We start from the raw sequence: 19,998 nt of genomic DNA, 5'->3' as shown, positions 1-19,998 counted from the left end.
TTGGAGCTCCGGGCCGGCTACGGAGTCGGCGTGGTCACCGCGCTGGTCCGAGTCGAAGGTATGGCGTTCGGGTTGCTCGCCAACAGCAGTCATCACCTCGGCGGAGCCATCGACGCCGAGGCCGCGGACAAGATGGCCGACTTTTTGACGCTCTGCGAATCGGCTGGGCTGCCGATCATTTCGCTGTGCGATACGCCGGGCTTCATGGTGGGCCCGGATGCCGAAGTCGACGCCGCGGTCCGGCGGTTCAGTCGGCTGTTCATCGTCGGGGCACGGCTGACGGTGCCGTTCGGAATGGTCATCCTGCGCAAGGGCTACGGGCTGGGCGCGATGGCGATGGCCGGAGGCTCTTTTGACGCTCCGGAGTTCACCGTTGCGTGGCCAACCGGGGAGATCGGCGGCATGGGTCTCGAGGGTGCCGTTCGGCTGGGGTTCAGCAAGGAATTGGCGGCTGTCGCCGACCCGGTCGAGCGGCAGAATCTGTTCGACAAACTTGTCGAGGCCGCTTATCAGCACGGCAAGGCACTGACCTCGGCCACCACCTTCGAACTCGATGACGTGATCGACCCGGCCGAAACCCGGGGATGGATTGTCCGGTTGCTGTTCAAACAGGAAGGGAATCGGTCGTGAAAGTTGCCGACAAAGTCGCTATCGTCACCGGCGGCGGTAACGGTATCGGGGCGGCGCTGGCCGCCAAGCTGGCGCACCAGGATGCCAGAGTCGTGGTCGCGGATATAAATTCGCAGGCTGCCGACGCCGTGGCAAGCGGCATCAACGCCGACCGGGCCGGCATGGCCATCGCTTCCGGCGGCGATGTCTCCGACACCGAGCACATCAAGCAGTTGATCGCGCTGGCAGAAAACCAGTTCGGACCCGTCGACCTGTATTTCGCGAACGCGGGCATCACCGGCGTGTCCGGCTTGGACGTCACTGAGGATGAATGGGATCAGTCCATCGACATCAACCTGCGGGCCCACATCCGCGCAGCGCAACTGCTGGTGCCCGGATGGGTCGAACGCGGCGAAGGCTATTTCGTCAGCACCGCGTCGGCGGCCGGGCTGCTCACCCAGCTCGGGTCGGCGACCTATTCGGTGACCAAGCACGCCGCGGTCGGATTCGCGGAGTGGTTGAACATCACCTTCGGCGACCGGGGCGTGCGGGTCAGCTGTCTGTGCCCGATGGGAGTCAACACCAACCTGTTGCATTCGCCGGGGGAGTCCGAGGATCCGTTAGCCCGCCTGGCAACCCGTGCGGTCACCAGCGCGGGCGACGTGATCGAGCCGGCGGACGTCGCAGAAGTCGTGCTGGCGGCCATCGAGGAGGAGCGCTTCCTGGTCCTCCCGCATCCGGCAGTTCTCGAGATGTATCGGCACAAAGGCACCGACTACGACCGTTGGCTGCGGGGCATGCGCCGCTACCAGCACAGCCTGATGGAGGCACTGTGACCACACCAAACCTGAAGGGCCGCACCGCGATCATCACCGGAGGTTCCCGGGGGATCGGGTTGGCCATCGCGCAACGGCTGGCGCTCGAAGGGGCGAACATCGTGCTCACCTCGCGCAAACAGGAGAGCGCGGACGAGGCGGCCGAGCAGGTCGGCGGCAACGCCATCGGAGTGGCCGCGCACGCGGTGGATGAGGCGGCCGCACGACAGTGCATCGATCTGACACTCGACCGGTGCGGCAGCGTCGACATTTTGGTCAACAATGCGGGCACCAATCCGGCGTACGGTCGGATGATCGATCAGGATCACGACCGCTTCGCGAAGACTTTTGAAGTCAATCTCTGGGCGCCACTGCTGTGGACCTCACTGGCGGCCAAGGCGTGGATGGTCGAGCACGGTGGCGCGATCGTGAACACCGCATCGATTGGCGGCATGCACCAGTCGCCGAACATGGGCATGTACAACGCCACGAAGGCGGCGCTGATCCTCGTCACCAAGCAACTGGCACTGGAACTTTCACCGCGGGTACGAGTAAACGCCATCTGTCCGGGGGTGGTTCGGACGAAACTTGCCGAGGCGCTGTGGAAGGGCAAAGAACAGTTTGTCTCGCAGCGCACGGCGTTGGGACGCATCGGTGAGACCCCCGACGTGGCTGCTGCGGTCGCCTTCCTGGTGTCGGACCAGGCGAGCTGGATCACCGGCGACACCTTGGTGATCGACGGCGGTCAGGTGCTGGGCAACGCGGGGGAATTCCGATGAGCGTCGACGAGCAGGCGGTTGCGCAGGATCTGCACGCGCGGGTGCGGGCGCTACTGGCGGAGCACGATCCGGCGGGCGATGCAAGAGGATTCCTGGGAGCCCGTTTCGATGCGGGACTGGCCTGGGTGCACTTCCCCAGCGGCTCGGGTGGGCTCGATCTGCCACGGACCTTTCAATCGCTGGTGGAAGACGAACTGGGCGCGGCGGGCGCGCCGGTGGGAGGCGGACCACACAACGGCATTGGGATGGGCATGGCGGCGCCGACTATTGCCGCCTTCGGCACCGCGGAGCAGCGGCGAATGTTCCTGCGGCCGTTGTTCACCGGAGAACATTTCTACTGTCAGCTATTCAGCGAGCCGGGTGCCGGATCTGACCTGGCCGGGGTATCCACCCGCGCAGTGCGAGACGGCGACGACTGGATCGTCAACGGGCAGAAGGTGTGGACCTCGAGCGCGCAGAAAGCCCAGCGGGCGATCCTGGTCGCACGGACCGATCCCACGGTTCCCAAGCATCAAGGCCTGACCTACTTCGTCTGCGACATGACCGACCCCGGGGTCGACGTCCGGCCGCTACGGCAGATCACCGGCGAAGCCGAGTTCAACGAAGTCTTTCTCACCGATGTCCGGGTGCCTGACGCCAACCGCCTCGGCTCGGAGGGTGGCGGCTGGAAGGTCGCGACCACCACGCTGAACAACGAACGCGTTGCGATCGGCTCAATGGCGGGCGGCACCCGTGAAAGCGGGATCATCGGCAAGGTCACCGACGCCTGGCGGGCGAAACCGCAGCTGCGCAACCCGGCGATGCACGACGAGCTGATGCGGCTGTGGGTGGACGCCGAAGTTATTCGGTTGACCGCCCTGCGGCTGCGTCAGCGGATGGCGGTCGGTCAGCCCGGGCCCGAGGGCGCCGGCATGAAGGTGGCGTTTGCCCGTCTGGCGCAAGCGGTTTCGGGGTTTGAGATCGAGTTACATCCGGAAGAGGGATTGCAATACGACGATTGGACGATGCGTCAACCCGAAGGCGTTGACTTTACCGGGCGTGAGCCCGGGTACCGCTACCTGCGAGCGAAAGGCAACTCGATCGAGGGGGGCACCTCGGAGATCCTGCGCAACACCATCGCCGAGCGCATCCTCGGTCTACCGCCGGAACACCGGGTCGACAAAGACGTCGCATACAAGGACTTGGACAAAGGAGCAGCCCGATGAGCGATCTCCTGTATTCCGACACCGAGGAGGCGTTGCGGGACAGTGTGCGTCGGCTGTTCGCCGACAGGTGCCCGCCGGACGCGGTAGCAGGCATCTACGATGGTGCGTCGCAAGACTTTTCCGGCGTCTGGCATACGTTGGGGGCCGAGCTCGGGATGGCCGGCCTGTTGGTCCCCGAGCAGCTCGGTGGCGCGGGTGCCAGCGCCCGTGAGGCCGCCGTTGTCATGGAGGAGATCGGCCGCGCCGTGGCGCCGGTGCCGTTTCTGTCCAGCGCCGTGCTTGCGACTGTCGCGCTGTTGCAGGCCGGGGACACCGACACGGTCAAGGGCTTGGCCGCGGGGTCGGTGACAGCGGCGCTGGCGGTGCCACTGTCCACCGCGCCCGGTGATGCGATTGCCGGTGTCAGTGCCGCCGGTGACGGCTTGACCGGACGGATCACCAGCGTCGCCGGTGCGGGCGAGGCCGACGTGTTGGTGGTGCCGGTGAGCGGTGCCGATGGGCTTGAGTTGCACACCGTTGCACGCGACGCGGCAGGCGTCACCGTGTTGCCGATACTCGCTCTTGATATGACGAGACCCCTGGCAAACATTGACTTTTCCGGTGCCCCCTCATCACGTGTCGGTACCGCCGATGCCGCAATCGCGACGGCCCTGCAGACGGGTGCCGCCTTACTCGCGTCCGAACAATTGGGCATCGCGCAGTGGTGTTTCGAGACCACACTTGCCTATGCCAAGCAGCGCAAGCAATTCGGTCGAGCCATCGGTTCCTACCAGGCCATCAAGCATCGGCTCGCGGATCTGTGGGTCGAGCTCAATTCCCTTGCGGCGGCAGCCCGGTATGCGGCCGACACCTGCGCCCGACAAGACAAGGACGCGTCGATCGCGGCGGCCGTCGCGCAGGCCTATTGCAGCGGCGCCGCGGTGCATGCCGCGGAGGAATGCATCCAGTTGCACGGTGGCATCGGGATGACGTGGGAGTACCCGGCGCATCTCTATCTGAAGCGGGCCAAGACCGACCAGTTGGCGTTCGGCACCGCCTATCGCCACCGCGCCCGGTTGGCCGAACTGGTCGACCTGCCACCGTCTCGAGAGGAGTAACACATGGACAAGCGCATCCTTGGCGACAACCTCGAGGTCTCGGCAATCGGCCTGGGCTGCATGGGCATGAGCCGGGGCTTCGGACCTGCTGGGTCCAAAGCCGACATGATCGCGGTGATCCGCGCCGCGGTCGAGCGTGGAGTGACCTTCTTCGACACCGCGGAAGCGTACGGCGACAACGAAGAACTGGTCGGCGAAGCACTCGCGCCGTTCACCGGACAGGTTGTTATCGCAACAAAATTCGGTTTCGCCTTCGGCGCCGACGGCAACGTCGCCGGGCTGAACAGTCGCCCCGAACACATCAACGAGGTCGCCGACAATTCGTTGCGCCGACTGGGCGTGGACACCATCGACCTGCTGTACCAACACCGGGTCGACCCCGAGGTTCCCATCGAGGATGTCGCGGGAACCGTCAAGGGACTGATCGACGGTGGGAAGGTGAAACACTTCGGGATGTCGGAGGCGTCAGCCGAGACGATTCGCCGTGCCCACGCCGTGCAACCGGTGACGGCGGTGCAGAGCGAGTACTCCCTGTGGTGGCGCGAACCGGAGAGCCCAGAGACCGGGGTGCTCTCTACGCTGGCCGAACTCGGCATCGGTTTCGTGCCCTACAGCCCGCTGGGCAAGGGTTTTCTCACCGGAAGCATCGGCGAGAACACGCAATTCGACAAATCCGACATCCGCAACAGCATCCCGCGGTTCGGCGCCGACGTCCGCGAGGCCAACCGCGCCGTGGTCGATCTGCTCGAGCGGATCGCGGCCCGCAAAGGCGCGACGCCCGGCCAGATCGCGCTGGCCTGGCTGCTGGCTCAGCGGCCGTGGATCGTCCCGATTCCCGGCACCCGGCGTCTGGACCGGCTGGAGGAGAACCTGGCAGCCGCCGATGTTGAGCTGAGCGACGACGACGTCCGTGAAATCGGTGACGCCGCAGCGCGTATCGAGGTACAGGGCGCGCGCTATCCCGACTTCATGAAGCGGTTGATCGGGCGCTGACCCGGCGTGCCACGTCACCGTAGCGCTCGAAGCGCTCCCGATCGCCGACCGCGTTGTACAGCACCAGGCGAGTCGCCGTGCCCGCGTATTTGTCGGTCAACGCGTCACCCAACGTGTCCCACGTCGCCTCGGTGGCGAAAGCGGCGATGTGCTCGTCGGTGATTTGGGCTGCCATGCCGGCGATGTCACCGGCCTTCTGCTTCTCCCGGATCCGCGCGGTGGTGCCCTCGAACCCAGCTTCATCCCAGATGAACGCGTAGTTCGGTGTGCTCCCGTAGAAGCTCATGCTGGCGCGCACCGACTCTCGTTCCTTGGCGCGTTCTTCATCGGTGTCTCCGACGATCGTCATCACCGGCACGATGACCGCGACGTCCGACGGCGAGCGACCCGCCTTCGCCGCGCCCTGCGCGATGTTCGGCAGCGCGTGCCGAGTGATATAGCCCGGCTCGCCGAGCGGATGGATATGCACCCCGTCGGCCACTTCGCCGGCCATTCGCAGCATCCACGGATTCACCGCGGCGATATCGACTTTGGGATCGGGCTGTTCGATCTGTCCCGGACTCCATTGCGGCGTAATGAAATTCAGGTCGTAGAACTCGCCGTGATGGTCGAGCTTTCCGGTTCGAAACGCGGAGAAGCAGGCCTTCACGGCGAGCAGGTAGTCGCGCAACCGCGGACCGGGCCGCTCGAACGCCACGCCATAACGCCGTACGACGTGAGTGCGTACCTGCGTGCCCAAGCCGAGCCGAAAATTCCCGCCGGTCGCTTCCTGCAACTCCCACGCCGTTGCCGCGGTGACGAAGGGGCTCCGCGGGAAAGCCACTGCGACGCCGGTGGACAACTCGAGACCCGGCGCCGCCTGCGAGGCCACCGCAGCGTTGAGATACGCCGTGCGACCGGTCTCAGTGAACAGTAGACCCGAGAAACCGGCGGACTGCGTTCGGCGGGCCAGGTCTCCGATCCGGCCCAATGGCTGCGGAATCGTCATCGCATCGACGTGCATGGCGGAACAGTATGCCGCGCGGCACAACGTCGGTGGGCGTCAACCGCGCGATGCCGTGCGGAATCTCTCGCGATAGGCCTTGGGCGAGACCCCGAGGTGGTCGACGAATACGCGCCGGAGGCTTTCGGGGCTGCCGAACCCTGCCATGCGGGCAGTGTCGGTAACACTGCGGCCGGCGTCGAGCGCGGCACGGGCGGCATCGATGCGCACCATTTCGACGTAGCGGGCCGGTGTCGTGCCAAGTTCCGACTGGAAAAGTCGAGTCAGCTGCCGAGCACTCAAGGAGGCCCGCATGGCAAGAGTATTCACGCTGTGATCTGCGGCGGGAGTGGCCGAGATCGCATCAGTGACCTTGCGCAATGGGGACCGCGGCGATAGTGCGGTCTCGACCAGCACCGAGAATTGCGATTGTCCACCCGCTCGCTTGAGATAGACGACCAACCATCGGGCCACGGAACGGACCAGCTCGATCCCATGATCCATTTCGACTAGCGCCAGCGCCAGGTCGATGCCCGACGACACCCCGGCCGAGGTGAAGACATCGCCGTCGCGGACGAAGATCGCATCCGGCTCGACGGTGACGTCGGGGAACGCCCGCGCAAACAACGTGACGTCATGCCAATGCGTGGTGGCGCGCCGGCCGTTGAGGAGGCCGGCCTGCGCCAGGACGAACGACCCCGTGCAGATCGAGGCCAGCCGCCGGGTCCGCCCGGCGATTGACTTGACCGCTTCGACTAGCGCGGGATCAATCGCCCGCCTCGGCAAGTCATCGCTGCCGGCCACCATGACGGTATCGGCGGACTCGATTGACGCAATGGCGTCGGTGACGCCCAACCGCGTCCCGATCGAGGTGGTGACGTCGCGACCATCCACCGACGCGATGGTGAGCCGATAGTCCGCGCCGAAGCGGTTGGCTTCTGCGAACACCTCACCCGCTCCCGCGACGTCCAACATGGTCACACCGTCGAAGACGACGATAACCACGACCCGCGACGACGCGCCGGCTTCAGCCACGGGCTCATTGTGTCGCAATTTGTGGGAAAAGCGGCTGAAACGACTCCGGTGGGATAGCGGCGTAGCGCCGCAAAATGAGGCTACCAAAAGGAAGGAACGATCATGACCGTTGAGTCCATCGAAACCGTTGCCGGCGTCCGCGTACCCGATAGCGCGCTGGCGCGGGAAGTCACCGAGTTCATTCGTGATGTCGAAGACGACCTGCTGTTCAACCATTCCCGGCGGGTGTTCTTCTTCGGAGCACTGCAGGGCTTGCGTCGCGGACTGCAACCGGATCTGGAGTTGCTCTACGTCGGCGCGATGTTCCACGACCTGGGGCTGACCGAGCGCTACCACACCTCCACCATCCGCTTCGAGGTCGACGGTGCCGATGCGGCACGCGACTTCCTGACGCGGCATGGCGTTGACGACGCCGACGCCGACAAGGTCTGGCTCGGTATCGCCCTGCACACCACGCCGGGTGTGCCCGAGTTCATGGCGCCCGAAACAGCGTTGATTCAAGCGGGTGTCGAAGTCGACGTGCTGGGCCTCGGCCGCGGCGACCTCGCTCCGGAGGCCCAGGCCGCGGTGACCGCCGCCCACCCGCGTACCGATTTCAAGAACCGCATCCTGGCGGCTTTCACCGACGGCATGAAGCACCGCCCGCAAACCGCCTACGGCACCATGAACGCCGACGTGCTCGAGCGCTTCGACCCCACCTTCGCGCGCGACAACATGGTCGAGCACATCCTCAACAGCACCTGGCCGGAATAGCGGAGGGAGTAGGTAAATGGATATCTACGAAGGCCTGTACACCACCAGGATGATGCGGCGGTTGCGGCCGGATCCGATTCCGTTGGACACCCAGGCCCGCATCCTGGATGCCGCCGTTCGTGCTCCCAACGGGGGTAACACCCAACGCTGGCACTTCGTGGCCGTCGACGATCCGGAACTCATCCGCGGGTTCGCCGGGCTGTTTCGACAGGCCCGCGCATTGGAATACGAGAAGTTCAAGACGGGAACGGGACCGATGGTGGCCCCGGCTCCGGGTATGGCTCACGCTGCTCACGCCGAATCCATGCGCCGGATGAAGGGCTCGGGAGACTACCTAGCCGACCACTTCGAGGAAATCCCCCTGCTGCTCTTCGTATTCGCCATCGACGACCTCGGCGGTGCCAACATCTACCCGGCGATTTGGAGTGCGTTGCTCGCTGCGCGGGCCGAGGGCGTCGGCGGCGTCATGACCATGGTGCTCCGCAATTTTGCGGACAAGGTGAACGAGTTACTGGGTGTGCCCGTCGAGGAAGGCTGGACGATGTCGGCCATGCTGGCCCTCGGCTATCCGCTGGGCAAGTGGGGTGTAGCGGCCAATCGCCGTCCCGTGCACGAGGTTTCATCCCGAAACGGCTGGGGCAAACCGTTCGGGGTCGAGGTGCTGCAGCCGCTGTGGCCGCATCAAGATCACACGACGACCGACCTGGCCGCGGCGGGGTGAATCGCTACCTGAGCTACCCGCCCAGGGTCGCTCCGAAGAGCTCGCGCGTCGCGGTCCAGTGCCGCTCGGCGGCATCGGCGTCGTAGGACCCGTTGTCCGGCACGGCATACCCGTGCCCGGCGGCATAGGTTTCGATCGTGTGCTCGACACCGGCTGCGGTCAGGGCCTTCTCGAGCTGTTCGGCGTGGTCGTCGGTGAACGATGCGTCGTTCTCCGCTCCGCCCACGTAGACGACGGCCTGAATCTGATCGGCGCGCAGATGCGGGCTGTCGCTGCCGTCGGTGACCAGCCCACCGCCGTGGAACGACCCCGCGGCCGCCACCCGGTCCGGAACGAGCCCGGCGACGGTCAACGCCGCGCGACCGCCCATGCAGTAGCCGGTGATGCCGAACCTGGTGCCGCTGACCTCGGGCCGAGCGGCGAGGTAGTCGAAGTAGGCGTTCGCATCGGACGCCCACTTCTCGGGGGTGATACTGCCGATGAACGACATCAGCCGCTTGCGCTCGTTCTCATCCGTGAACGCGGTCTTTAGGTCGAAGGGCGCCCACTCGCCCTGGCGGTAGTAGACGTCCGGCAGCAGTACCGCGTATCCGGAATCGGCCAGCTCAGCGGCCATATCGAAGAAGGTCTGCCGGAACCCGCCGGCGTCGGGAATCATGACCACGCCCGGCCAGGGTCCTTGTCCTTCGGGGGTGAAGAGGCGGACCGGGCAGGAGCCATCGCGGGTGGTGACGGTGTCGCTGATATTCGGCATGCCATCCGTTCTACTCCCCGGGTCTGGACGTAAGTCAATGGCGTCGACCCGCGGCGCGTGGCTTCGCCGCGCTTGCGATCGCCGCTAAGGTGAACGCGTGCCGATCGTGACGCCGTATGAGGATCTGTTGCGTCTGGTGCTCGAGCAGGGCACAGCCAAATCCGACCGCACCGGCACCGGCACCCGCAGTTTGTTCGGCCACCAGATGCGGTTCGACCTGTCGGCGGGTTTCCCGTTGATCACCACCAAAAAGGTGCATCTGAAGTCGGTGGTGTACGAGCTGCTGTGGTTTTTGCGCGGTGACTCCAACGTCGGCTGGCTGCGGGAGCACGGGGTCACGATCTGGGACGAATGGGCAAGCGAAGCAGGCGATCTCGGTCCGGTCTACGGAGTGCAGTGGCGATCGTGGCCCACCCCGTCCGGCGATCACGTCGACCAGATCACCTCGGCGCTGAACCTGCTTCGGACTGATCCGGATTCGCGACGCATCATCGTGTCGGCCTGGAATGTCGGCGAGATCCCGCAGATGGCGCTGGCGCCGTGCCATGCGCTGTTCCAGTTCTACGTGGCCGACGGTCGGCTCAGCTGCCAGCTCTACCAGCGCAGCGCCGATCTGTTCCTGGGCGTGCCGTTCAATATCGCCAGTTATGCGCTGCTGACCCACATGATGGCCGCGCAGTCCGGCCTGAGCGTCGGCGAATTCGTCTGGACTGGCGGCGACTGTCACATCTACCACAACCATGTCGAACAAGTCACCGAGCAGCTCAGCCGCGATCCGCGTCCCTACCCGGAACTGGTCCTGGCTCAACGTGACTCGATCTTCGACTACACCTACGACGATGTCGTTGTGAAGAACTATGATCCGCACCCGGCGATCAAAGCCCCCGTCGCTGTATGAGTGGACTCGGCCTGATCTGGGCGCAGTCGACGTCCGGAGTGATCGGGCGCAACGGCGGTATCCCTTGGCAAGTGCCCGAGGACCTGATCCGCTTCAAGGAGCTCACCATCGGCCACACCGTGGTGATGGGCCGTCGCACCTGGGATTCGCTGCCGGCGAGGTTTCAGCCGCTGCCGGGACGCAGAAATGTCGTACTGACCCATCAAACTGACTTCATGGCTGACGGCGCGGCGGTGGTGCACCGCCTTGATGACGCGTTGACCGATCCGGACACCTGGGTGATCGGCGGCGAACAGATCTACGCGCTGGCGCTTCCGCGGGCCAGTCGGTGTGAGGTCACCGAGATCGACATCGACCTGCCGCGGGACGACGGCGACGCGGTGGCCCCGGTACTCGACGAGCTCTGGGCCGGTACGCCAGGAGACTGGCAGACCAGCAGGGCGGGTGTGCGCTACCGGTTTCACGGCTATAGCCGCAGGTAGAGCCCGTCTCGGCACGTGCCGCATAACGGTGACATACTCGTCGTGGGAGCCGATTCCGGCGGCTTCAGCAGGAGTTTTGGAAGGGGGAATTTGCAGTGGAGCCCGAATCCGCGAGAACGTTTACTCGGCGTTTCCTGGGCTACGAACCGGCCGCGGTCGACGCCTACATCGAGATGCTGGCCACAAAGCAGCAGTTGCTGCTCGACGACGTCGAGAGCCTGAGGGCCCGACTGAAGGGCATCGACGATGAAGCAGCAGCGCTGCGGAGTGAGGTCGACCTGCTGACCGAGACCTCACCGTCGCCGCACGCCGTGCAACAGCGGATGGCAAAAATGCTGCGAAGCGCGGTCGACGATATCTCCGAAATGCGGTCCGAGGCGAAGGCCGAGGCGGCGGCGCTGATCGCGGAGGCTAAGGCCGAAGCGGAGGCTTTGCAACAGAAGCACTTAGAAGTGTTGGCCGACCTCGGTGAGCAGGTGAAATCCAGGGAAGTCGAGTACGAGAAGGCCAAGGAAAAGCTCGGGGCCGAACTCGACAGGATGAGCGCTGAAACTCAGTCGGCGATCGCTGCGGCGCGGCAGGCCGCTCAGGAGGAACGTGAGCAGGTTCTGGCCGACGCCAAGCTGGAGGCTGATCACTATCGTGAGCAGGCCCGGCAGGCGGTCGACCAGGCGACTCAGCAGCGAATCGAGGTTCTGGAGCAGTTGATGGGCGTGTACCGCGACCTGGAATCGGTTCCGGCCACTCTCGAATCGGCGTACCGAGAACGCAAGGACGCCAATGAGGCGCGCGCTGAGTCGTCGTCGGACCAGAAAGTCAGCGTCAACTGAGCCCGCGATATTCTCGGGGCCGTGACCCGGCTCGTTAGGCTGACTTCCGCGCATGCGCGGCGGATAGCCGTTGCCGCCCAAGGGTTTAACGATCCAAGGCCGCGGGGCGCAGTCACCCGGGCCCATCTGCACCGGCTGATCTCGCGCATCCAGGTGCTGCAGCTCGACTCGGTGTCGGTCGCGGTACGGGCTCACTACGCACCGGTGTTCAGCCGACTCGGGCCGTACAACCGTGACGTGTTGGACCGGGCAGCCTGGGCCCACAGCGCCCGCTCACCGCGGCTGCTGGTGGAGTACTGGGCGCACGAGGCCGCATTGATGGCGGTCGACGACTGGCCGCTGATGCGGTGGCGGATGCGCCGCTATCGGCACGGACGATGGGGCACCCACATCGTGAAAGCCAACCCGAAGCTCGCCGACAAAATCGTTGCCGCCATTGCTGAAATCGGGCCGAGCACCGCCGGGCAGATCGAGGCGCATCTGTCCACCGCGCCGCGCGGCCCGAGAGGAGATTGGTGGGGGAGCCGCAGCGACACCAAGTGGGTGGCCGAGGCGTTGTTCGCCGCCGGAACCCTCACGACGGCGACGCGGGTCGGGTTCGCCCGGCACTACGATCTCGCCGAAAGGGTGCTGCCGGCGGAGGTGCTGGCCCGCGAGGTCAGCGAAGAAGATGCGGTCCGGGAGCTCACGCTGCGGGCCGCCACCGCGCTGGGCGTGGCGACCGAAGCCGACATCCGCGACTATTTCCGGCTGGCCGCCGGGCAGGCCAAGCCGGCGATCGCCAAGCTGGTGGCCGACGGCGAACTGGAGCAGGTGGACGTCGAGGGCTGGTCGAACCCGGCGTATCTGGTTGCGGGACAGACCATTCCGCGACGCGACCGCGGTACTGCACTGCTGTGCCCGTTCGACCCGCTGATCTTCTTCCGTCCGCGGGTCGAGCGGCTGTTCGGGTTCCACTTTCGAATCGAGATCTATACACCAGCCAACAAGCGGCAATACGGCTACTACGTGTGGCCGTTTCTGCTCGACGGTGAGCTGGTGGGACGGGTCGACCTCAAAGCCGATCGCTCAGTGGACGCGTTGCAGGTCGTGGGCGCGTTCGTCGAGGATGGTCGTCCACCGGCGAGGGTGGCCGAAGCGCTGGCCGGTGAATTGCAGACGATGGCAGGCTGGCTGGGATTGGCCGGCGTGACGGTCGCTGACCGCGGCAATCTGGCGGCCGGGCTCCGGGCGTCTCAGGGCATGTAGAGCCCGCGAATGCGGTGGAAACGGCTCCGCCTGAGCAGTGCGTTAGCGGCCTGCAACCCAGACAGCACGGCCGCCTCGATGCAGCCCGCATTGAGCCCGCAATCGGTCCAGTCGCCAGCCAGAACTAAGTTGTCGTAGCCACTTTCGTCCGGCCGTAGGCGGTATTGATCGCTGCCGGGCAACGACTGCACATAGCGATCAGACGGGTCGATATTCACGCTGACGTGCTGGGTCGCCAACGCCTCGTGTCCTCGCTGACCGTTTACGCCGCAGAGCAGATGCCAGGCGAAGCCCTCTTCGGTGACGGCCTTCGGAAAGTACAGCCCGACATGGTGATCGAGAAATCTGACGGCCGCGGACTGGACCTGCTGGTTGTATCGACTCGCGTAACGCGAATGGTCATCCGTTGTGGGCCATGGCGCCTCGAGGCTGCCGCAGAAGTACGCGACGGTGCCCGGGCGCTGGGCGGGTGGCCAACTCTCGGCCCACAGCGTCTGCGGCATCGAGGCCCAGGTGTCGAACGGCGGCAGGTAGGCGCTGACCGTCGCACCGGGCCTGTTGCAGCCGAGTGACGCCTCGTCCGGTCCCAGCCAGATCTGGAATGCCTGGGTGGCGACTGTGCCGACGTATGCTGCCATGTCGCGCCATTCCGGGCGATCGTTGATGAGTTCGCCGGCCACGATCGGGATCATCCCGATCGACACGGCGAGTACCACGTGATCGAAATCGACACCACTTCGCAGAGTTCGCGTTTCGGCATCATCGCGCGCGCCGAAATGCGATTCCGTCCCGTCCAGCCCAGCGGTCGTTCGGAGTTGTTCGGTAAGCGGCAGTTTGGGGAACACCGGGAGCCCGCGAATCCTGGTGAGGGGTTCGTAATGGTGAAGGCCTTCGGCGAGTTGGGCTTGGCGGCCCATCGTTATGGTGGCGACCGACTGGCGCGAGGTGTCCAGGTGCAGCGCGTCGAGACGGTGGAAGAACTCGAATTTCACGCCGCGCTTTCGGAGCGCCTGATACAGCGGTGCGATCACGACATCGCCCATCCCAGCCGTCATCTTCCAGAAAATTGCTCCTCGATAGCCGAAAAGCACTTGGCCGATAAGGAATGTCATCACGCCGGCACCAACCGCGGGCCGCCGCGGGTCGCCATCGCGGTAACCGAACACCAAGTCATAGACGCCGCGCACCATCGCCGAATCGAGGACATCAGGATGTGCGCCGTGCCGGACGATCCAGTCGCAGAAGTCCTCGTCGTTGATGGCCGCGAAGCCATGGGAATCGGTGATCAGCTTGTCGGCGATGATGCCGCGGATGGCCGCTACGACCAGGGAGAGCAACACCCAACTGCGCCTGCGATCCACTCGGTTGTCAGCGTCGATCGCGTCGCGCACCGCAAGGAGCGTGTGGTCGAGGATGTCGGACGGCGGGGCCTGGTTGAATTGCGGATCCACCACTGCCAGTAGCGTTGCCAAGGTCGCCCGTATCGCCGCGTCCGACGGCAGTGACGGCGGCGGCGCTGGAGCATCGGCCGACGTGCTGAGCATCAGATTCCCCGGGGCCGCATCACGGAGCGAATCGGCGAAGGCGAGTACGAGTCCTAGAGCGCGCTCGACGAAGGCGACCGCGGTAATTTCGCGGCCCGTCCTGTCTGGGTCGCCGGGCAGCTTGTCGTCGCGCGGGTGCGTTCCGTGCCACGTGACCCAGTTGTCATTCCAGCTATCGGCCAGCCCGGGGTTATCGGCGGGTGCGATCGCCTCTTCCCAGGTCTGTATTGGCGCCAGGGGATCTGTTGTGGCCCGGTCTAATTCGGTATAACACTCCCGAAGCAGGGCGAATGCGTTCTCATACGATCCCAGCCAGATGTGCAGTCCGTGCTCCTCGATGCGCCCATTGGGGCCGCGGCTGGATGCCGCCTTGCCCCCGAGCCGCCAGCCGCGCTGGTAGACGGTAATCGATTCGAAGCGATCATGCGAAGCCGGCTCACTTAGCCGCCAGGCGGCGCTCAACGCCGCCATGCCGCCACCAATGATGGCGACCTTCCCCCCGGGTCGTCTCACTCGAGCATTGCCCGGGCTGTCGCGACTTCCGGCCAGCTGCTCCCTTCGGAAAACGCACTCAGCGCGCCCGATACCGCGTGCCGGGCCCGCGCACCGTCGAGCGCGAAAAGATCTGTCGCGGCACGTAGCTGGAAGATCGGCGCATCCTGACGCCGGGCCAACTCCAGGGCCGCCTCGAGATCCTTGCGCCGCGCGCCGATGTCGCCCGTGGTGTGGGCTCGCAGCCGCAACAACTCCGCGTCGTAGACGTGCATTGTGGTTCGTTCGGCTAACTCCAATCCGATCTCCAAGCGTTCGCGTGCCTTCTCCAAATCGCCGCTGGCAATGAGCAGGCGCGCCAAGATGGCGTCATAGAAGGTGACGAGCGAGATTGTGCCCATCGCTCGGGAGACCTCGACGAATGCGGTCAGTGCTGCCACGTGTGGTTGCAGCATGGCCCCGTCGGCAGTGTCCGCCAAGGCCGATACGGCGGCCACGGTGGCCTGCTGGGCGGTCCCGACCAGCGCCCAAAAATCGAAACCGTGCTGCTCGCCCAGGGTAATCAGCTCGACCGCGGTCTCTGCGGCACGGTGCAGCTGCCCGGCTTCCAGCCGGATCAACAACTCCATTTGCCGCGCATAGGCCAAACTGAAAGCGCCTTTGGGAAAGGGTATTTCGGCACACCGTTGTTCGGCTCGATCCAGCTCGGCGGCCACGCCGGCGAGGTCACCGTCGATGTAGCGGGCCAGTGCCAGATGCGTGTACAGCCCTGCGGTGGCGTCGTTGGGCATGAACAACATCGCCTCGAGGTCGCGGGTACATGCCTCGGTCAGCGTGCTGGCTGCCACCTCAAGTTTCTTGTTGGCGTAACCGAATTCGCCTCGGTACCAGGCCAACATGCCCAGGCCGAATTCGTTGATGGGCAGGAAGCACTCGCGCGGACCGGTGAGCTGCGCACGCACCGACCTGACCAGCCGTTCGGCGCGGTCGAGGTCGGCCCGCATCGTGTAATACGGGTAGAGCGACATCACGGTAGAAAAGAGGTCGTCGTCGGCTAAGTCGCCGCTGCACAGGGCTAGACAACGTTCGAAGTCGGCGGCGGCGTTCTGGCTCGCCACACCCTCGGCCGCCTGCGCCAGGAACGCGCGCCCGAGTCGAAGCGCGATTTCAAGGCGGTCGCGATCGCCTCCGGACGGGCAGCGCTCTGCCTGTGAAATGGCATGCGCCAAGTAGGTCAGTGCCTCCCGGAGTGCGCCGCGCAGCCGGGCATTGGCCGCCGCCGCGGCATAGCCCGATGCCGCCTCGGAAAAGCGCTCGGCACGCTCGTAGTGGCGCGCGATCAACGGCCAGTCGGGATTGCCCTGCGTCGACGCCAGGCCGTCTGCGATGCGGCTGTGCAAACTACGGCGGAGCGTGGGTGGCGACAGTTCCTCGGCTACTTCGCGGAGTAGCTCATGGCGAAAGCGGAAACTTTGTTGGCTCAGTGATTCCAGCACACGAGCACTTACTAGTTCGTCGATCACCGCATCGACTTCGCCCTCGGGCAAGTCCAGCACTGATAGCAACAATCCACGCTCGATACGGCTGCCGATAATGGCGGCCGCCTCGACCACCTGCACCGCGCTTTGCCGGGACCGAAGACGCGCGAACAACGCCTCGTACAGAGTGTCGGGCACAGCGTGTGAGTTGGACGCATCGGAGGGTTGCTCCTTGACCTTTGCGACCACTTCTTCGATGTAGAGCGGAATCCCAACGCAGCGTTGGCGTATCGCGCGTTGCTGCTCGGCGCGTACCCCCGGGTGCAATGCGGTGATCAACTGGTCGGCTTCGTCGTCGCCGAGCGGCTGGAGTTCGAACAATTGCGCTTTTGCGACGTCAGGTAGCGACATCTGGTTGCGGTTGGTCATTGCGACAAGGACGTGCCCGCCGAGGTCGGCGTTCAAGAGTGAACCAACCACCTCGACGGTGTCCTCATCGAACCAGTGCATGTCCTCGACGAGAATGAGCGTGGGCGCATCTCGGCTGCATGCCACTAAATAATCGTGGACCGCGCCGGTAATTTGCTGAAAGAGCCTGCGGCCCTCGGCGGGTACAGCGCTGTAGCCTGTTTCCGGACCGAGGCCCAGCACCGGAGCCAAAAGCGGGACGCTCGTAGCCGGGTCAAGTGAACGTTCCTCGAGCTCGCGGCGTAGATGCCGCAGTCGTTCCTCCGGTTGGGAAGTGCGGCCGATGCCACAGCGGCGTTCCAACAGCCGACGGACCGGGCGTAGGCCGACGTCGGTATAGAACGGCGAGCCGATCAGCTGAAGAACGACGCCGTGCGACCGCTCAGCCATTTCGACGGCCGACCACGCCAGTCGGCTCTTGCCGATCCCGGCCTCGCCCACAAAGACGACTCCGGTGGTCCGCAGCTCTCCGACGCTCGCCTGAGCCCACGCTTGTTGTAAGTACGCGAATTCGGTTTCTCGTCCGACGAGCGGGCCCGCTGGAGTCGGGGTCAGGTCGCGCTCGGCCACAACCAGGAAATAGCGGACCGGTTGGTCAACACCCTTGACGGCCTTGGGAAGCTGTGCCTTGAGTTCGAATCGACTACGGGTGAGTTGCTCGACCGCCTGAGAAACCGCGACTGTGCCGGGTTCGGCGAGGCTGCACATCCGGGCCGCGAGGTTGGCGGCGAAGCCATAGACGTCATCCTGGGCGGTATCCAAATACGCGATTCCACGGTGGATTCCGACCCGTACCTCGATGTCGAAATCAAAGCGCCGCCGCACGCGGGTGCTGAGTACGGCGACCTCGCGGGTAATGTCGAGTCCGGCCTGCACGGCGCGTTGGACATCGTCCTCGTGTGCGTCCGGATGGCCGAAGACGGCGAGCAGCCCATCGCCCTTGGTGTTGCTGAGATGGCCACCATAGTGCCGGACGATGCGTATCACCTCGTCGCGGTAGCGTCCAACCACGGTGCGATATGTCTCGAGCTCGATTCGTGTCGACAGCGCAGTCGAATCAACGAGGTCCGCGAAAAGGATTGTTATCCTTCGGATTTCGCCCGGATCGGCCGGGGCGGCAAGTAGATCTTCGGCATCGACATTGTGACGGTCAACGGCCAGGACCTGCTCGGCGAGACGGTTGGCGGTGGCCCGATGCCCCTCGGCGAGCGCGTGCAGTGCGCGATCGAGCAGTTCGTCAACGCCGGGCGGTTGGTCGGGTCTGCTCACAGGTTGACAATGATCGGCGGAGCTAGGGTCGACAGGGCGCCATTGTTTATCGAAACACTGATCTCGGCGCGGAACATGCCGCTGGCAATCCCTGCGGAGTTGATCGTGAACGAAAAAGCCTTCGGAACACCTATTTTCAACACGCCCCCGGCAGGCGTCAGCTTAACCATGGCGGCGATGTTTTCAGCTACGCCGGGGCGAGCCAGTTTGTCCACTTTCAGCACGACCTCGTCTGTAAGATTGGCGCCGGGGACCGTATACGGCCCAAACTCCATCACCGGATCGGCCAACACGCCCGGTCCGGCGACGATCGCTTCGGCGACCTCGGCCGTCCGAAGCACGGCGACACTGGTCAACTTGATCGCCGAGTCGACCCATTGGTTTTTATAGGTACCCGCGTCGATCTTTTTAGCGGCGTCACCGGCAATCTCCGCCACGTCGGTCAAGGCGGTTTGGACCACCGACGCGACCTCGTCGACGACCAGCATTGGGCGGTTATCGGGCTGGATCTGCAACGGTATCCGGGCGAGCTCTGCCCCCCCGGTGATGGCGATGTCGGCGAGTTGGGTCATCGCCTTGATCGCGTCTCTCCCCTTGTATTTGCCGGGCTTGTTGTTGATCTTGTTGAAGGCATCGATCGCGACCTGTGTCGCGTCGTGGACAATTTTGCGTGTGATCGTCGCGTAACGCGTGGCGATCGCCTTCGGGTCATCCATTGGCGTCGTCCTTACTCGTTATTCGTTGGCGTCACTTGGGGTTTCACGTTACTTTCCGCGGTCTTGTATGCTTCCGCCGCGAACTTTTCCAGGTGTTTGCCGAATTCCTTGGTGATTTCCTTGACATCATCGAGCGTCATGCCGGCCAACCACCGCTCGCCTGCCATGGCTCCGAGCTTTTGCGATCGCTCGATGTGATGGTCCAGCAATGTGCGGACATCGCCCATCGCGTGGCCGAAATCCGGTGGCAGCTTGGCAGGTCCTTTGACGGGTTGTCCAACGCCGGACAGCGTCTCTTCCCCGGTCAACACCGTTTCCACGAATGGAAAGGTGATGGCACCGCTTTTAAGCACCGCTTCGGCTGTACCGGACAGCATGTCGTTGGCGTAGGTCCCCCAGCCCAGCAGGCACCCGAGCGCCGCTGTCGCAGTCGGGCTGAGTCCCTGCACGCGTTCCTGCTTGCTGGTGCGGATCCGCACGCCCTTCTGCGAAGGATCGTTGTTATTCAGCGGAGTGACCCAGATATAGCCGTTATCGACCTCAACCATGCCTGAGTCGTCCTGGCGGTCGGGATCGAGGTCGTAGTTGAGGAAGATGCCGCCGTTGCCGTCGCTTCCGTAACAGAAGAGCAACGCCGTTTTCATGTTCCACTCAGCGCATTCGGGGCCGATAGTTTCCAGAATCCGTGCCCATCCACATGCTGTGTCCGCCGGGTTTTGGGCGACGACATCGCAGAAGAACTTGGCGTACAGCTGCCAGTTTCTGGGATCGAGGATGTTCTCGATGTCGCCGACCTTCAGGTCGTCATCCGTCGTGTCGGTGTACAGCGT

At 64.7% G+C, this 19,998-nt stretch carries 18 protein-coding genes and 1 pseudogene; 12 read left to right on the top strand and 7 right to left on the bottom strand.

What is annotated here, in order from left to right; translation table 11 throughout:
- From WAN02_RS14310 to WAN02_RS14285, 6 genes are all read left to right on the top strand, one after another.
- Positions 1-630 (top strand): carboxyl transferase domain-containing protein (locus WAN02_RS14310; RefSeq protein WP_422264860.1); only part of this gene is annotated, 630 nt, incomplete at its 5' end.
- Positions 627-1,445 carry an SDR family oxidoreductase gene (locus tag WAN02_RS14305; RefSeq protein WP_422264859.1) on the top strand — a complete coding sequence of 273 codons (819 nt, stop codon included), beginning with the start codon at positions 627-629 and terminating at the stop codon, positions 1,443-1,445. The genes WAN02_RS14310 and WAN02_RS14305, both read left to right, overlap by 4 nt.
- The gene (locus WAN02_RS14300) at positions 1,442-2,203 is read left to right on the top strand and encodes an SDR family oxidoreductase (protein WP_422264858.1); all 762 of its coding nucleotides are present in this window, start codon (positions 1,442-1,444) and stop codon (positions 2,201-2,203) included. Before WAN02_RS14305 ends, WAN02_RS14300 begins: the two co-directional genes overlap by 4 nt.
- Positions 2,200-3,408: an acyl-CoA dehydrogenase family protein gene (locus tag WAN02_RS14295; protein WP_422264857.1), complete on the top strand. Its 1,209-nt coding sequence runs from the start codon at positions 2,200-2,202 to the stop codon at positions 3,406-3,408. The genes WAN02_RS14300 and WAN02_RS14295 overlap by 4 nt, the downstream gene beginning before the upstream one ends.
- The gene (locus tag WAN02_RS14290; protein WP_422264856.1) at positions 3,405-4,505 is read left to right on the top strand and encodes an acyl-CoA dehydrogenase family protein; all 1,101 of its coding nucleotides are present in this window, start codon (positions 3,405-3,407) and stop codon (positions 4,503-4,505) included. The genes WAN02_RS14295 and WAN02_RS14290 overlap by 4 nt, the downstream gene beginning before the upstream one ends.
- 3 nt (positions 4,506-4,508) lie before the next feature.
- Positions 4,509-5,498: an aldo/keto reductase gene (locus tag WAN02_RS14285; protein ID WP_422264855.1), complete on the top strand. Its 990-nt coding sequence runs from the start codon at positions 4,509-4,511 to the stop codon at positions 5,496-5,498.
- Here the strand turns inward: WAN02_RS14285 and WAN02_RS14280 are convergent.
- The gene (locus tag WAN02_RS14280) at positions 5,473-6,501 is read right to left on the bottom strand and encodes a TIGR03617 family F420-dependent LLM class oxidoreductase (protein WP_422264854.1); all 1,029 of its coding nucleotides are present in this window, start codon (positions 6,499-6,501) and stop codon (positions 5,473-5,475) included. The genes WAN02_RS14285 and WAN02_RS14280 overlap by 26 nt on opposite strands.
- 39 nt (positions 6,502-6,540) lie before the next feature.
- The gene (locus WAN02_RS14275) at positions 6,541-7,515 is read right to left on the bottom strand and encodes a GlxA family transcriptional regulator (RefSeq protein ID WP_422264853.1); all 975 of its coding nucleotides are present in this window, start codon (positions 7,513-7,515) and stop codon (positions 6,541-6,543) included.
- A gap of 102 nt (positions 7,516-7,617) precedes the next feature.
- On the opposite strand from WAN02_RS14275, the gene WAN02_RS14270 reads away from it, so the two are divergent.
- Together WAN02_RS14270 and WAN02_RS14265 are read left to right on the top strand one after the other, a co-directional pair.
- Entirely contained in the window at positions 7,618-8,268 is a 651-nt protein-coding gene (locus WAN02_RS14270; protein WP_422264852.1) for an HD domain-containing protein, read from the top strand.
- A gap of 16 nt (positions 8,269-8,284) precedes the next feature.
- Complete coding sequence (locus tag WAN02_RS14265) at positions 8,285-8,989, top strand: nitroreductase family protein (protein ID WP_422264851.1); 705 nt, start codon at positions 8,285-8,287, stop codon at positions 8,987-8,989.
- Positions 8,990-9,002: 13 nt separating this feature from the next.
- Here WAN02_RS14265 and WAN02_RS14260 read toward each other — a convergent pair whose 3' ends face one another.
- Positions 9,003-9,743 (bottom strand): dienelactone hydrolase family protein, encoded by a 741-nt coding sequence (locus WAN02_RS14260; RefSeq protein ID WP_422264850.1) that lies wholly within the window; start codon positions 9,741-9,743, stop codon positions 9,003-9,005.
- A gap of 97 nt (positions 9,744-9,840) precedes the next feature.
- Here WAN02_RS14260 and WAN02_RS14255 point away from each other — a divergent pair, with 97 nt between their 5' ends.
- From WAN02_RS14255 to WAN02_RS14240, 4 genes are all read left to right on the top strand, one after another.
- The gene (locus tag WAN02_RS14255; RefSeq protein WP_422264849.1) at positions 9,841-10,641 is read left to right on the top strand and encodes a thymidylate synthase; all 801 of its coding nucleotides are present in this window, start codon (positions 9,841-9,843) and stop codon (positions 10,639-10,641) included.
- The gene (locus WAN02_RS14250) at positions 10,638-11,123 is read left to right on the top strand and encodes a dihydrofolate reductase (protein WP_422264848.1); all 486 of its coding nucleotides are present in this window, start codon (positions 10,638-10,640) and stop codon (positions 11,121-11,123) included. The genes WAN02_RS14255 and WAN02_RS14250 overlap by 4 nt, the downstream gene beginning before the upstream one ends.
- Positions 11,124-11,218: 95 nt before the next feature.
- Positions 11,219-11,953 carry a cell division protein DivIVA gene (locus tag WAN02_RS14245; RefSeq protein WP_422264847.1) on the top strand — a complete coding sequence of 245 codons (735 nt, stop codon included), beginning with the start codon at positions 11,219-11,221 and terminating at the stop codon, positions 11,951-11,953.
- Between the two features lie 21 nt (positions 11,954-11,974).
- The gene (locus WAN02_RS14240; RefSeq protein ID WP_422264846.1) at positions 11,975-13,201 is read left to right on the top strand and encodes a winged helix-turn-helix domain-containing protein; all 1,227 of its coding nucleotides are present in this window, start codon (positions 11,975-11,977) and stop codon (positions 13,199-13,201) included.
- Here WAN02_RS14240 and WAN02_RS14235 read toward each other — a convergent pair.
- From WAN02_RS14235 to WAN02_RS14220, 4 genes and pseudogenes are all read right to left on the bottom strand, one after another.
- Positions 13,189-15,258 (bottom strand): NAD(P)-binding protein, encoded by a 2,070-nt coding sequence (locus tag WAN02_RS14235; RefSeq protein WP_422264845.1) that lies wholly within the window; start codon positions 15,256-15,258, stop codon positions 13,189-13,191. The two genes, WAN02_RS14240 and WAN02_RS14235, sit on opposite strands and share 13 nt — an antisense overlap.
- Positions 15,255-18,452: an adenylate/guanylate cyclase domain-containing protein gene (locus tag WAN02_RS14230; protein ID WP_422264844.1), complete on the bottom strand. Its 3,198-nt coding sequence runs from the start codon at positions 18,450-18,452 to the stop codon at positions 15,255-15,257. The genes WAN02_RS14235 and WAN02_RS14230 overlap by 4 nt, the downstream gene beginning before the upstream one ends.
- Positions 18,449-19,168, bottom strand: coding sequence for a hypothetical protein (locus tag WAN02_RS14225; protein ID WP_422264843.1), 720 nt, complete (start codon positions 19,166-19,168; stop codon positions 18,449-18,451). Before WAN02_RS14225 ends, WAN02_RS14230 begins: the two co-directional genes overlap by 4 nt.
- 11 nt (positions 19,169-19,179) lie before the next feature.
- Positions 19,180-19,998 (bottom strand): annotated as a pseudogene (locus tag WAN02_RS14220) (hypothetical protein); the annotation flags it as partial.

This window comes from Mycobacterium sp. (assembly GCF_049281135.1).
Classification (GTDB): domain Bacteria; phylum Actinomycetota; class Actinomycetes; order Mycobacteriales; family Mycobacteriaceae; genus Mycobacterium.
This window is presented reverse-complemented; position numbering and strand designations above follow the sequence as displayed.